Raw genomic sequence first — 13133 nt, 5'->3', positions numbered from 1 at the left:
TATACCAGTGTATCATAACAGCCCGAGGCTCGTCTTTCCATTCAAACGATAATCGTGGTATGATAGGAACTAGGATTCTCGCGGAATGGAGGAGAAACGTTGTCTGACGGCAAAAAAACCAAAACGACAGTAAACATTTACGGCCAGCACTTCACCATTATCGGGGAAGAAAGCAAAGCGCACATGCGCCATGTGGCCGGAATAGTTGATGATAAAATGAGAGAAATCAACGAGAAAAATCCATATCTTGATATAAATAAGCTCGCTGTATTGACTGCGGTCAATGTCGTGCATGATTATATGAAACTGCAAGAAAAATATGAAATACTGGAGCGGCAGCTTAAAGAAAAGGAATGAACACCATATGATAGATATCATCATCTTAGTTCTGCTCTTAATGGGCACATTGCTTGGATTAAAAAGAGGATTTATCCTCCAATTTATATACTTGACGAGTTTCATCCTCTCGATTGCGTTTGCGGCGCTTTTTTACAAAAACCTGGCCCCGCATCTGAGCTTTATACCCGCCCCTGATTTTTCCGGCGGGCAGGCGGCTCTGTCTTTTATTAAAGGAAACGTGGAGACGGCTTATTACAACGCGATCGCGTTTGTCATTTTGTTTATCATCGCAAAGATCCTGCTCCGGATTATCGGAGCGGCGCTTAATATCATCGCCGGCATTCCGGTCATTAAACAGATCAACAAACTGCTGGGCGGGGTGCTTGGATTTCTGGAAGTCTATTTATTTGCGTTTATCCTGTTATACGTCGCATCCGTACTGCCGGTAAGCGCGCTTCAGGATATGCTCGCACAATCGACGCTTGCAAATATCATCACACATCATACGCCGTATCTGTCGGGGCTCCTGCAAGAACTGTGGGCCCAGTACGGGGCATAAAAAACTTCTCTTGACCGGAGAAGTTTTTTTCAAGCTCTGCGTCAGTTGTGCCGGAAGAGAAAAATTTGTATGATGAAAAGCAGGAAACGACTGGGGGTTAACAGTATGCATAAAAAAGATATCATCAGGCTGCTTGAAACGATTGCGGTCTATATGGAACTGAAAGGGGACAACCCGTTTAAAATATCAGCCTTCCGAAAAGCGGCGGCGGCGCTTGAGCAGGATGACCGCAGCCTGTCGGAAATCGACGACATGATGTCTTTATCCGGAATCGGAAAAGGCACCTACGGCGTCATTCGTGAATATATGCAGGAAGGTGTGTCCGGCACGCTTCTCCAATTGCAGAAAGAAGTCCCGGAAGGCTTGGTTCCTCTTTTGAAGCTTCCGGGCCTCGGCGGCAAAAAAATCGCCAAGCTGTACCAGGAGCTTGGCGTTCATGACGCGGAATCGCTGAAAGAAGCATGCGAGCAGCAAAAAGTACAGGGGCTCGCCGGTTTCGGCAAAAAAACGGAGGAGAAAATCCTTCAGGCTCTCGGAGAAGCCGGAAAACAGCCGGAACGGTTTCCGATCGGCTATGCGCTCAGCATTGCTTCAGTCATTGAAGAACATTTGGCCCGGCTGACGGATATTCAGAAATATTCCCGGGCCGGCAGTCTCAGAAGAGCGCGGGAAACCGTAAAAGATCTGGATTACATTATCGCTACAGATCGTCCGGAGGCTGTCAGAGAACAGCTTCTTTCCCTCCCGAACGTAAAAGACGTGATAGCGGGCGGGGATACAAAAGTATCGGTTATCCTGACCTTTGAATACGAGACGAGTGTGGATTTCCGGCTTGTGACAGAGGAACAGTTTGCCACCACACTGCATCATTTTACCGGTTCTAAAGATCACAACATTAAAATGCGTCAGCTGGCGAAAGAGCGCGGTGAACGGATCAGTGAATACGGAGTAGAAACCATAGAAACGGGAGACGTCAAAACATTCCCGAGCGAAGAAGCGTTTTACGCCCACTTCGGTCTGCCGTTTATTCCTCCTGAGCTCAGAGAAAGCGGGCAGGAGGTCGACACGTACCGGGAAGAAACGGACCTTGTGGAGCATAAAGCGATAAAAGGCGATCTCCACATGCACTCAGCCTGGAGTGACGGCGCTTTTTCCATCAGAGAAATGGCAGAAGCATGTATGGCAAAAGGCTACCAGTACATGGCGATCACCGACCATTCCCAATATTTAAAGGTAGCCAACGGGTTAACGGCCGAACGGCTCAGAAAACAGGCGGAAGAAATTGACGCGTTAAACGCTGAATTTGAAAATTTTCATATTTTTAAAGGCGTAGAAATGGACATTCTCCCCGACGGTTCGCTTGATTATGATGACAGCGTTCTGTCTGAAATGGATCTTGTCATCGCATCTATTCATTCAAGCTTCAGCCAGCCGGAGCATGTCATTATGAAACGGCTTGAACAGGCGCTGACGAATAAGCACGTGGACATTATCGCCCACCCGACGGGACGCCTGATCGGCAGACGGGCCGGATATGAAGTCGACATCGACATGCTGATTGAGCTCGCAGCCAAAACAAATACGGCGCTTGAATTGAATGCAAACCCCGCGCGCCTCGATTTACGGACTGAGCATCTGATCAAAGCAAATGAAAAAGGTGTGACTTTGGTCATTAATACCGATGCCCATAATATCGAGATGCTCGATGATATGAAAACGGGCGTGACCGCTGCGCGCAAAGGCTGGACGGAGACAAAACATGTGTTAAACGCCCGGCCGTTACATGAGGTCAAAGCATTTCTGACGCGCAATGATTAAGTAAGGAGGACCATAAAACCGTGCAGCAAAAAGTGTTATCATCACTTGAATTTCATAAAGTAAAAGAACAGATTACCGCACATGCCGCCTCATCGCTCGGCAGGGAGAAGCTTCTGCAGCTGAAACCTTTGACGGATCTCGCCGACATCCAAAAACAGCTGGATGAAGTCGAAGAAGCATCCGCGGTTATGCGCTTGAGAGGCCATGCTCCGTTCGGCGGCCTGACCGACATAAGATCCGCTTTACGGCGGGCGGAAATCGGCAGTGTGCTGACGCCGGCGGAATTCACCGAATTGTCCGGGCTGCTGTATGCCGTTAAACAAATGAAGCATTTTATCAGCCAAATGACAGAAGACGGCGTCGGCATTCCGCTGATACAGGCCCATGCAGAAGAGCTGATTACATTAGGCGATTTGGAAAGGGAGATTAACTCCTGCATTGATGACCATGGTGAAGTGCTTGATCATGCGTCTCCCGCTTTAAGGGGAATCCGCACGCAGCTCAGGACGCTTGAATCAAGAGTCAGAGACCGGCTTGAATCGATGCTGCGTTCATCTTCCGCTTCTAAAATGCTGTCTGACACCATCGTTACGATTCGGAATGACCGCTTTGTCATCCCGGTCAAACAGGAATACAGATCAAGCTACGGCGGAATTGTCCACGATACATCTTCATCCGGTGCGACACTGTTTATTGAACCGCAGGCGATCGTAGATATGAACAACTCGCTTCAGCAGGCGAAAGTAAAAGAAAAACAGGAAATCGAACGGATTCTCCGGATGCTGACGGAGCATACGGCTGAACACACACAAGAAATCGCTCAAAATGTGGAAGTGCTGCAGACACTGGATTTCATTTTCGCCAAGGCGAGATACGCAAAAGCAATGAAGGCGACAAAACCATTCATGAACGGAGACGGCTTTATCCGTCTGAAAAAAGCGCGCCATCCGCTGCTGCCCCAAGATCAAGTCGTGGCCAACGATATTGAACTGGGCGGAGATTATTCAACGATCGTCATCACGGGACCGAATACGGGCGGTAAAACCGTTACGTTAAAAACACTCGGGCTGCTGACGATAATGGCGCAGGCAGGATTGCACATACCGGCTGACGAGGGCTCGGAAGCAGCCGTATTTGACAATGTGTTTGCCGATATCGGCGATGAACAGTCGATCGAACAAAGTCTGAGTACGTTCTCATCTCACATGGTCAATATCGTCAATATTTTAAAAGACGTGTCTGAAAACAGTCTTGTGCTGTTTGACGAACTCGGTGCCGGAACAGATCCGCAGGAAGGGGCGGCGCTTGCCATGAGCATCCTTGACGAAGTTCACCGGACAAACGCCAGAGTGCTTGCGACAACCCATTATCCGGAACTGAAAGCATACGGATATAACAGACAAGGCGTCATGAATGCCAGCGTTGAATTTGACATTGAAACGCTTTCGCCTACCTATAAACTTCTGATCGGAGTGCCGGGCCGAAGCAACGCATTTGAAATCTCAAGACGCCTTGGGCTTCCGGAGCATATCATCGGCCAGGCGAAGTCAGAAATGACCGCCGAACATAACGAAGTCGATCTGATGATCGCATCGCTTGAAAAAAGCAAAAAAAGAGCGGATGAAGAGCTTTCTGAAACCGAATCACTCAGAAAAGAAGCAGAAAAACTGCACAAAGAGCTTCAGCAGCAAATCATTGAACTGAACGCCCAAAAAGATAAAATGATGGAAGAAGCCGAGCGGAAAGCTGCGGAAAAACTGGAAGCCGCCGCAAATGAAGCCGAACAGATTATCCGCGAGCTCAGGTCCATCAAGCAAGAACACAGATCCTTTAAGGAACACGAGCTGATTGACGCCAAAAAACGTCTCGGAGACGCGATGCCGGCTTTTGAAAAATCAAAGCAGCCGGAAAGAAAAACAGAGAAAAAACGCGAGCTGAAGCCGGGCGACGAAGTAAAGGTGCTCACATTCGGACAAAAAGGGGCGCTGCTTGAAAAAACCGGTGAGAAAGAATGGAACGTCCAAATCGGCATCCTTAAAATGAAGGTGAAGGAAAAAGATCTTGAGTTTCTCAAATCGGCTCCTGAACCGAAAAAAGAAAAAGCAATCACCGCCGTAAAAGGGAAGGATTATCACGTATCCCTTGAACTTGACCTCAGGGGAGAGCGTTACGAAAACGCCCTCAGCCGCGTCGAAAAATATTTAGATGACGCGGTGCTCGCCGGCTATCCGAGAGTGTCCATCATTCACGGAAAAGGCACGGGCGCCCTCCGAAAAGGGGTGCAGGATCTTCTGAAAAACCACCGCAGCGTGAAAAGCTCGCGGTTCGGGGAAGCGGGAGAAGGAGGATCAGGCGTAACGATTGTCGAACTAAAATAAAAAGGGAGAAAACGTCATGAATGCTTTTTGGGAAAATGAGCTTGTTGAAATCGCGGCTTATTACAGTGTTGCCGTCTTGTGTCTCGTCATTTTTCTGACCGTGTTTGAATTGGTAACATCCTATAAAAACTGGGTGGAAATCCAAAAAGGCAATCTTGCGGTGGCAATGGCGACCGGAGGGAAAATTCTCGGTATCGCAAATGTCTTTCAGCACAGCATCGCCCAACATAATTCGCTTTTGCAAATGATCGGCTGGGGCGTATACGGATTTATTATGCTTTTAATCAGCTATTTTATCTTTGAATTTCTGACGCCCCGGTTTAAAATTGATAAAGAAATTGAAAAAGATAACAGAGCTGTCGGCTTTATTTCATTTGTCATCTCAGTCGGCCTGTCATTTGTGGTGGCCGCCGGGATTTAAGGGGACGGGGAAAAATGGAGAAGCTTGCGAAAGTGCTGCTGTCGGCAGCGGGGATTTTTCTGTTCATCGGACTTATTTATCTGGTCATGACATCTTAATACTGAAAAAAGGCTGCCGAACTCAAATCGGCGGCCTTTTTTATTGAGAATACCAGTTTATGCAGGCCGTATCAGAGCAAATGACGGACTCCCAATTCATGGCGCGGACGACAGACTGAATGTCTTGTTCTTCCATGAGAAAGAGTGTCGTAAAAGAATCATATATGCTCATAAAAGCGGCGCGCCGTTTTTTCATCGGCAATGATCATGTCAGCCCGCAGCAGTCCGCATACATCCGAAGCCGCCGTTTGATTGAGTGAAAATAGGCCTTTCTCTTCGACAGGCTCATAATAAGTGCAGCGCTTTATGCCTTTTGAACGGAACACATCCAAAAGTCCCGGAATCAAAAATGGCGAAGTGACATCATCGCTCGGCAAGTACAGATCGGGATGATGGAGCCGATTTAACCGCTCGGCGGATTCAGGATGTGCATATTCCTCCCGCAATGCCGTGACAGCAGTCATAAGCGCAAGCGCCGTTTCTTTTTCAGAACGCAGGCCGCAAATGCTCATGACGGTTTGCCAGGAAACGGGTCTGCCCATCGCGATGATCTCCTCATCACTCGGATACATATGTTCATAAGGCCGTTTGCGCTTTTGCTCTTCCCGACCATCCGGCATCCGGACAAAGGGATGGAGCAAAAAGGCGGCCGACGTAATCGGCTTCGGCAGCTGGCGCAGGATAGGAACTCCCTCTTCAAAATGCAGCGTTTCCAGCAAACTCAACACCTCATGAAACTCGAAATTTCACATGAAACGCTTTCCCATTCCAATCACCCTTCTGCTATAATAATAGCGTATAGGAAAACAGAAGGGAGAGGTATTATGCAGTCTGAAAAGCCATGGCTTTCTCAATATCCCGAAGAGATTCCGCATGAGCTTGAATTTACCGATCAAACCCTGCCATCCAATCTGACAAACTCCGCAGCTCAATTCCCGAACCATACCGCCATTTATTTTCTAGGAAAAAAACTCACATTCCAAGACGTTCTCACAGATTCATTAAAGCTTGCCGCTTTTTTACGCAAAACAGGCCTGAAAAAAGGTGACAGAGCCGCCATTATGCTGCCCAATTGTCCGCAGTCGGTCATCGCTTTTTACGGCGTATTGTTTGCCGGCGGCATTGTCGTTCAGACCAATCCTCTCTACACGGAACACGAGCTTGAGTATCAGCTGAAAGACAGTGCGCCGCGCGTGATCATCACCCTCGATATGCTGTTTCCGAAAGTGATAAAAATGAAAACGTTATCACTCGTCGAACGCATTATTACAACAAGTATAAAAGACTTTTTGCCGTTTCCGAAAAATATGCTTTATACGCTCACGCAAAAGCAACAGGTGCATATTGATTATGACGGCTGCGAACAAATTCACAAATTAGCGGATATTTTAAAAAACGAAAAAGCGGAGGAAGCAGAGCCATTTGATATTGACCCTGCGCATGACATCGCCGTGCTTCAATACACGGGCGGAACAACCGGCTATCCGAAAGGCGTCATGCTCACACACCGAAACATTCAGGCCAATACAGAAATGTGCGCCGCCTGGATGTACAAAATGAAAAAGGGAGCCGAAAAGGTGCTCGGCATCGTGCCTTTTTTTCATGTGTACGGATTGACCGCCGTGCTCAATTTTTCCATTATGCAGGGATGTGAAATGATCCTTCTTCCTAAATTCAATCCTTTGGATACACTGAAAACAATCGACAGGCTGAAGCCGACGGTTTTCCCCGGGGCGCCGACGATTTACATCGGGCTGCTGCATCACCCGGAGCTGAATAAGTATGATCTGTCCTCCATTGAAAGCTGTCCGAGCGGTTCAGCGGCACTGCCGGTTGAGGTCAAACAGAAATTTGAAAAAGTGACCGGAGGAAAGCTTGTGGAAGGCTACGGATTATCCGAAGCATCACCGGTTACCCATTCAAACTTCATCTGGGGAAAAAATAAACCCGGCAGCATCGGCTGTCCCTGGCCCAATACCGATGCGGGAATCTATTCAGAAGAAAAAGGCGGGCTTGCGGAGCCGTATGAACACGGCGAGCTGATCGTAAAAGGCCCTCAGGTCATGAAAGGCTATTGGAATAAGCAGGAGGAGACGGCGCGTGTCATCAGAGACGGCTGGCTGTTTACCGGAGATATGGGATATATGGATGAGGAAGGATTTTTCTACATCGCCGACAGGAAAAAAGACATCATCATTGCCGGCGGATATAACATTTACCCCCGGGAGGTGGAGGAGGCGCTTTATGAGCATGAAGCCGTTCAGGAAATCGTCGTAGCGGGCGTCCCTGATTCCTACAGAGGGGAGACGGTGAAAGCATTTATCGTTTTGAAAAAAGGCGCCGAGGCAGATGCCGATGAGCTTGATGCGTTTGCAAGAGAGCGGCTTGCGCCGTACAAAGTCCCGAAGCTGTACGAATTCAGAAAAGAGCTTCCGAAAACGGCCGTCGGAAAAATATTAAGAAGGCGTTTAGTCGAAGAGGAAGATGCTTCCCATGAAAACAAGGTGCCTTAAAAGAAAAACTTGACAAAATCCGGATTCCTTTTTATCATGAAGTTATGAATGAATAGTCATTCATTTATCGAAGGAAGGAACGATGACATTGAACCAAAAACGGCCAAAGTATATGCAGATTATTGATGCAGCAGTAGAAGTCATAGCGGAAAACGGCTATCACCAATCACAGGTGTCCAAAATCGCCAAGCAGGCCGGCGTTGCGGACGGCACCATCTATTTATATTTCAAAAACAAAGAGGATATACTCATTTCTCTTTTTAAAGAAAAGATGGGCCAGTTCATTGAACGCATGGAAGAAGAAGTGAAAGAAAAAACGACGGCAAAAGAAAAACTCGCTCTCGTTATTAAGCAGCATTTCACACTGCTCGGCAATGACCGCCACCTCGCGATTGTGACCCAGCTTGAGCTCAGACAGTCGAATATCAAGCTGCGTCTGAAAATCAATGATATTTTAAAAGGTTATTTAAACATGCTGGACACCATTTTGACCGAAGGAATCGAGTCGGGCGAATGGAAAGATAATCTCGACGTCCGCCTCGCCCGGCAGATGATATTCGGGACGATAGATGAAACAGTGACAACATGGGTGATGAACGATCAGAAATATGATCTTCCGGATTTGTCAGACAAGGTATTGGAGCTGTTGGTGTCAGGGATTCATCAAAACTAAAGGGGGTTGACGGATGAACAGCCTTTCGATGGCGGTAGAACAATCTGTTGCGGTGATCACCATTAATCATCAGCCGGCCAACGCACTGTCCGGCGCGGTTTTAGATGAGTTGTCCGGTCTGTTCGACCGCTGTGAAACAGATGACAGCGTCAGAAGCATCATTATTCGCGGTGAGGGGAAATTTTTCTCGGCGGGCGCTGATATTAAGGAATTTACGTCGCTTGAAAATCTTGAGCAATCTTCTGCCATGGCGGATAAAGGCCAGCAGCTGATGGAAAGAATTGAAGGGTTTCCGAAGCCCGTTATCGCGGCGATTCACGGCGCTGCGCTCGGCGGCGGCCTTGAGCTTGCCATGGCCTGCCATATCAGAATCGCTACATTAGATGCAAAGCTCGGCCTGCCCGAGCTGAATCTCGGCATTATTCCGGGCTTTGCCGGGACGCAGCGGCTTCCCCGGTACGTCGGTACGGCGAAAGCGCTTGAAATGATCGGCACTTCAGAACCTGTAACCGGAGAAGAAGCGCTCAGCCTCGGTCTTGTCACGATAGGCGCCGAACATGAAGAAGAGCTGCTGCAAAAAGCGAAAACGCTCGCGGGCAAGTTTGCGGAAAAAAGCCCGCAGTCGATGGCTTCTCTGCTTGAGCTCCTTTATTCAAACAAGGTCTATTCTTATGACGGCGGCTTAAAGCTTGAAGCAAAGCGCTTTGGGGAAGCATTTGCATCAGATGACGCAAAAGAAGGCATTCAGGCATTTCTCGAAAAAAGAAAGCCTCAATTCGGTGGGCGAAGATAAAGGGGATAAGAATATGAATCTATTTGTACTGATGAAACGGACGTTTGACACAGAAGAGAAAATCGTCATTGAAGCAGGAAAGATTCAGGAGGACGGGGCCGAATTTATCATTAATCCGTATGATGAATACGCCATTGAAGAAGCCATTCAGCTGAAGGAAGAGCACGGCGGAACCGTGACCGCCGTAACCGTCGGCGGAGAAGATGCGGAGAAAGAACTGAGAACCGCCCTTGCGATGGGCTGTGACCAGGCGGTGTTAATCAATATTGAAGATGATCTGAGCGATCCTGACCAATACTCCGTTTCAACTATCTTATATCATTATTTCAAGGACCGGGAATATGATCTGATTCTCGGCGGAAATGTCGCGATTGACGGCGGTTCCGGCCAAGTGGCTCCAAGGCTTGCCGAACTGCTGAACACTCCTTGCGTCACAACGATTACAAAACTGACAATCAGCGGCGATGAAGCTGCGGCAGAGAAAGACAACGAAGGGGATACCGAAATCATTAAAACCTCACTTCCTTTAGTCATCACGGCACAGCAAGGCTTAAACGAGCCGCGCTATCCGTCGCTTCCGGGCATTATGAAGGCGAAGAAAAAACCGCTGGAAGAACTTGAGCTCGATGATCTCGGCATTGATGAAGATGATGCCGCACCGAAGCTCAAAACGATCGAACGTTTTCTGCCGCCGCAAAAAGAAGCGGGCAGACTGATCGAAGGAGAAGCCGCTGAGCAGGCGAAGGAGCTTGTATCACTGCTGAGAAAAGAAGCCAAAGTCATATAAACTGATATTAAAGAAACTGGGGGATGTCAGAATGGGAAAAAAAGTGATCGTACTCGGAGAAATTCGTGACGGCGCCTTACGGAACGTCACCTTTGAAGCCATAGCCGCAGGCAAAACCATTTCCGGCGGAGGAGATGTCATCGGCGTGCTGATGGGAAAGGGCGCGGCTGATGCAGCATCAGAACTCATTCAGTACGGCGCCGACAAAGTATTTACGGCCGATTCGCCGGGGCTTTCTCAGTATACGGCGGACGGATATGCCGCAATTCTCGGGGATTTGATCGAAAATGAAAAGCCTGATGCGGTCATTTTCGGCCACACTTCTATGGGAAAAGATTTGTCACCTAAGCTTGCGGCCCGGTTTGAAACGGGGCTGATTTCAGACAGCACGGATGTAAGCGTTACCGGAGATAACATCGTTTTTACAAGACCGATCTATTCCGGCAAAGCCTTTGAACAGGTGATTTCAACCGATCCTTTCATTCTGGCGACAATTCGTCCGAATAATATTCAGGCATTAGAAAAAGACGCGAACCGGACGGGGGATATTGAAGAGCTTGCGGCGCCTCCGGCAGATTTGCGGACGGTCATTGAAGAAGTAGTCAAAAAAACGGCGGACGGCGTGGATTTATCAGAAGCGAAAATTATCGTAGCAGGCGGCCGCGGTGTAAAAAGCAAAGATGGATTTGAACCGTTAAAAGAACTTGCCGAGGTGCTCGGAGCAGCGGTGGGCGCTTCGCGCGGCGCGTGTGACGCGGACTACTGCGACTATTCTCTTCAAATCGGCCAGACGGGAAAAGTCGTCACGCCGGATTTGTATATCGCCTGCGGCATTTCCGGAGCGATTCAGCATTTGGCGGGCATGTCAAACAGTAAGGTCATCGTTGCCATTAACAAAGACCCGGAAGCGGAAATATTTAAAATAGCGGACTACGGAATTGTCGGCGATTTGTTCGAAGTGGTTCCGCTTCTGACTCAGGAATTTAAAAATGCCAATATTCATTCATAATCAAAACCCTCTGGCTTATTTGTCAGAGGGTTTTGGTTTGTGTTAATTAGTTCGTACAAATTATAGATTAATAAAACAACAGATTGACATGTACGAACCAATGTAATAAGCTTTTGTAAAGCGCTTACAAACTTATCCATACAGCATACATCCCAGATAGATCGGCTGTAGTGCTTTCATTCTTATTAAGGGGAAGGAATGATCAAGTTTGTCTCACAATACGGCAGTCATTCAAACTGATATCACACGGGGAACCATTAATAAAAACATATACGGACATTTCGCGGAACACCTGGGAAGAGGCATATATGAGGGCATCTGGGTCGGAAAAGATTCCGATATTCCGAATACCGGAGGGGTCAGGACGGATGTCGCCGCCGCCCTCAAGCAGCTTCAGATTCCCGTCCTCAGATGGCCGGGCGGCTGTTTTGCTGATGAATACCATTGGGCAAACGGCGTAGGGAAACGCAAAACAATGCTGAATACCCATTGGGGCGGGACGATTGATTTTAATGAATTCGGCACGCACGAGTTTATGATGCTTTGTGAACTGCTCGGATGCGAACCGTACATCGCCGGAAACGTCGGCAGCGGAACGGTTAAAGAAATGGCTGATTGGATTGAATACATGACGTTTGAAGCGGGCACGCCGATGTCCGACTGGAGAAAAGAAAACGGGCGGGAAAAACCGTGGAAGCTGAAATATTTCGGAATAGGAAATGAGAACTGGGGCTGCGGCGGAAACATGCATCCTGAGTATTATGCTGACCTTTACAGAAACTTCCAAACCTATGTCCGTAATTACAGCGGTAATGAAATCTATAAAATTGCCGGCGGCGCGAATGTCGACGATTACCGCTGGACTGAAACTTTAATGAAAAAAGCCGCGGATCTCATGGACGGACTGAGCCTGCATTATTACACAATACCGGGCGACTTCTGGAAGGGGAAAGGATCAGCGACGGAGTTTACGGAAGATGAATGGTTCATCACGATGAAAAAAGCGGCGCATATGGATGAATTGATCACAAGGCACAGCGCCATCATGGATCAGTACGATCCCGAAAAAAGAGTCGGGCTGATCATTGATGAATGGGGCACGTGGCTTGATCCTGAGCCGGGCACAAATCCGGGCTTTCTGTATCAGCAGAATACGATCCGCGACGCCCTTGTCGCCGCCGTGCATTTTCACATTTTTCATCAGCACGCAGACCGCGTACAGATGGCCAATATCGCGCAAACCGTCAACGTGCTTCAGGCAATGATCCTGACAGAAGGGAAAGAAATGCTGTTGACGCCGACGTATCATGTGTTCGATATGTTTAAGGTGCACCAGGACGCATCTCTTTTGGCGGCAGAAACAAATGCAGCCGGGTACGAATGGAATGACGGCCGGCTCCCGCAAGTCAGCATTTCAGCGTCCAAACAGCAGAACGGAGACATACATATCAGCATTTGCAATATCGATCATCTGCACAAAGCTGACGTGAAGATTGAACTGCGGGGCATGAAAAAGACAGGGACGCCTTCGGGAACGATTCTGCACGCGGAAAAAATGAATGCCCACAATACATTCAGCAGTCCGGAAAACGTCAAACCGAAGCCGTTTTCCGGGTTTGCTCAAAAGGGAGGAAAACTTGAGGCAGAGCTTCCTCCGATGGCGATTGTATTAATCACGCTGCCTGCAGGTCCATCTTAAGTTTTGAACGCCCGCCGCCCGGTTATAATACACTGTATAAATAAGA

At 48.3% G+C, this 13133-nt stretch carries 13 protein-coding genes; 11 read left to right on the top strand and 2 right to left on the bottom strand.

The window, feature by feature from the left end; all coding sequences use genetic code 11:
- Window positions 1-99 precede the first annotated feature (99 nt).
- The 5 genes from zapA to L3V45_RS13390 all read left to right on the top strand — a co-directional run bounded on the left by zapA (window position 100) and on the right by L3V45_RS13390 (window position 5515).
- Window positions 100-357 (top strand): cell division protein ZapA, encoded by a 258-nt coding sequence (gene zapA / locus L3V45_RS13410; RefSeq protein WP_043867333.1) that lies wholly within the window; start codon window positions 100-102, stop codon window positions 355-357.
- Between the two features lie 7 nt (window positions 358-364).
- A complete protein-coding gene (locus tag L3V45_RS13405) occupies window positions 365-898 on the top strand; it encodes a CvpA family protein (RefSeq protein ID WP_003152534.1) in 534 nt (177 codons plus the stop codon).
- A 105-nt stretch (window positions 899-1003) separates the two neighbouring features.
- The gene (gene polX, locus L3V45_RS13400; protein WP_063174688.1) at window positions 1004-2716 is read left to right on the top strand and encodes a DNA polymerase/3'-5' exonuclease PolX; all 1713 of its coding nucleotides are present in this window, start codon (window positions 1004-1006) and stop codon (window positions 2714-2716) included.
- A gap of 20 nt (window positions 2717-2736) precedes the next feature.
- Complete coding sequence (locus L3V45_RS13395; RefSeq protein ID WP_015387880.1) at window positions 2737-5094, top strand: endonuclease MutS2; 2358 nt, start codon at window positions 2737-2739, stop codon at window positions 5092-5094.
- 16 nt (window positions 5095-5110) lie between these two features.
- A complete protein-coding gene (locus L3V45_RS13390; protein WP_003152541.1) occupies window positions 5111-5515 on the top strand; it encodes a DUF350 domain-containing protein in 405 nt (134 codons plus the stop codon).
- Between the two features lie 138 nt (window positions 5516-5653).
- Here the strand turns inward: L3V45_RS13390 and L3V45_RS19525 are convergent, their stop codons facing one another.
- Window positions 5654-5785 carry a DUF2711 family protein gene (locus L3V45_RS19525; protein ID WP_231135842.1) on the bottom strand — a complete coding sequence of 44 codons (132 nt, stop codon included), beginning with the start codon at window positions 5783-5785 and terminating at the stop codon, window positions 5654-5656.
- Complete coding sequence (locus L3V45_RS13385) at window positions 5772-6332, bottom strand: DUF2711 family protein (protein ID WP_003152543.1); 561 nt, start codon at window positions 6330-6332, stop codon at window positions 5772-5774. The genes L3V45_RS19525 and L3V45_RS13385 overlap by 14 nt, the downstream gene beginning before the upstream one ends.
- 105 nt (window positions 6333-6437) lie before the next feature.
- On the opposite strand from L3V45_RS13385, the gene L3V45_RS13380 reads away from it, so the two are divergent.
- From L3V45_RS13380 to L3V45_RS13355, 6 genes are all read left to right on the top strand, one after another.
- On the top strand, window positions 6438-8126 hold the full coding sequence (locus tag L3V45_RS13380) for an AMP-binding protein (RefSeq protein ID WP_003152545.1): 1689 nt from the start codon (window positions 6438-6440) through the stop codon (window positions 8124-8126).
- 88 nt (window positions 8127-8214) lie between these two features.
- The gene (locus tag L3V45_RS13375) at window positions 8215-8799 is read left to right on the top strand and encodes a fatty acid metabolism transcriptional regulator FadR (RefSeq protein WP_014470798.1); all 585 of its coding nucleotides are present in this window, start codon (window positions 8215-8217) and stop codon (window positions 8797-8799) included.
- A gap of 13 nt (window positions 8800-8812) precedes the next feature.
- Complete coding sequence (locus L3V45_RS13370; RefSeq protein WP_003152548.1) at window positions 8813-9592, top strand: enoyl-CoA hydratase; 780 nt, start codon at window positions 8813-8815, stop codon at window positions 9590-9592.
- A 13-nt stretch (window positions 9593-9605) separates the two neighbouring features.
- Complete coding sequence (locus L3V45_RS13365) at window positions 9606-10379, top strand: electron transfer flavoprotein subunit beta/FixA family protein (protein WP_025853174.1); 774 nt, start codon at window positions 9606-9608, stop codon at window positions 10377-10379.
- A gap of 31 nt (window positions 10380-10410) precedes the next feature.
- Window positions 10411-11388, top strand: coding sequence for an electron transfer flavoprotein subunit alpha/FixB family protein (locus L3V45_RS13360; protein ID WP_015387882.1), 978 nt, complete (start codon window positions 10411-10413; stop codon window positions 11386-11388).
- Between the two features lie 208 nt (window positions 11389-11596).
- Window positions 11597-13087: an alpha-N-arabinofuranosidase gene (locus L3V45_RS13355; protein ID WP_025853172.1), complete on the top strand. Its 1491-nt coding sequence runs from the start codon at window positions 11597-11599 to the stop codon at window positions 13085-13087.
- Window positions 13088-13133 lie beyond the last annotated feature (46 nt).

Origin of the sequence: Bacillus sp. R45 (genome assembly GCF_021729365.1) — a bacterium.
In the GTDB taxonomy this organism is placed as follows: domain Bacteria; phylum Bacillota; class Bacilli; order Bacillales; family Bacillaceae; genus Bacillus; species Bacillus velezensis.
The sequence above is the reverse complement of the archived record's forward strand: the minus strand, read 5'-3'. Positions and strand labels throughout refer to the sequence as shown.

What these genes read in the sequence shown, in the direction of transcription:
- L3V45_RS13405 (WP_003152534.1), top strand. Translation starts at nt 365, where the DNA reads ATGATAGATATCATCATCTTAGTTCTGCTCTTAATGGGCACATTGCTT.
- polX (WP_063174688.1), top strand. Translation starts at nt 1,004, where the DNA reads ATGCATAAAAAAGATATCATCAGGCTGCTTGAAACGATTGCGGTCTAT.
- L3V45_RS13390 (WP_003152541.1), top strand. Translation starts at nt 5,111, where the DNA reads ATGAATGCTTTTTGGGAAAATGAGCTTGTTGAAATCGCGGCTTATTAC.
- L3V45_RS19525 (WP_231135842.1), bottom strand. Translation starts at nt 5,785, where the DNA reads ATGAGCATATATGATTCTTTTACGACACTCTTTCTCATGGAAGAACAA.
- L3V45_RS13380 (WP_003152545.1), top strand. Translation starts at nt 6,438, where the DNA reads ATGCAGTCTGAAAAGCCATGGCTTTCTCAATATCCCGAAGAGATTCCG.
- L3V45_RS13370 (WP_003152548.1), top strand. Translation starts at nt 8,813, where the DNA reads ATGAACAGCCTTTCGATGGCGGTAGAACAATCTGTTGCGGTGATCACC.
- L3V45_RS13365 (WP_025853174.1), top strand. Translation starts at nt 9,606, where the DNA reads ATGAATCTATTTGTACTGATGAAACGGACGTTTGACACAGAAGAGAAA.
- L3V45_RS13360 (WP_015387882.1), top strand. Translation starts at nt 10,411, where the DNA reads ATGGGAAAAAAAGTGATCGTACTCGGAGAAATTCGTGACGGCGCCTTA.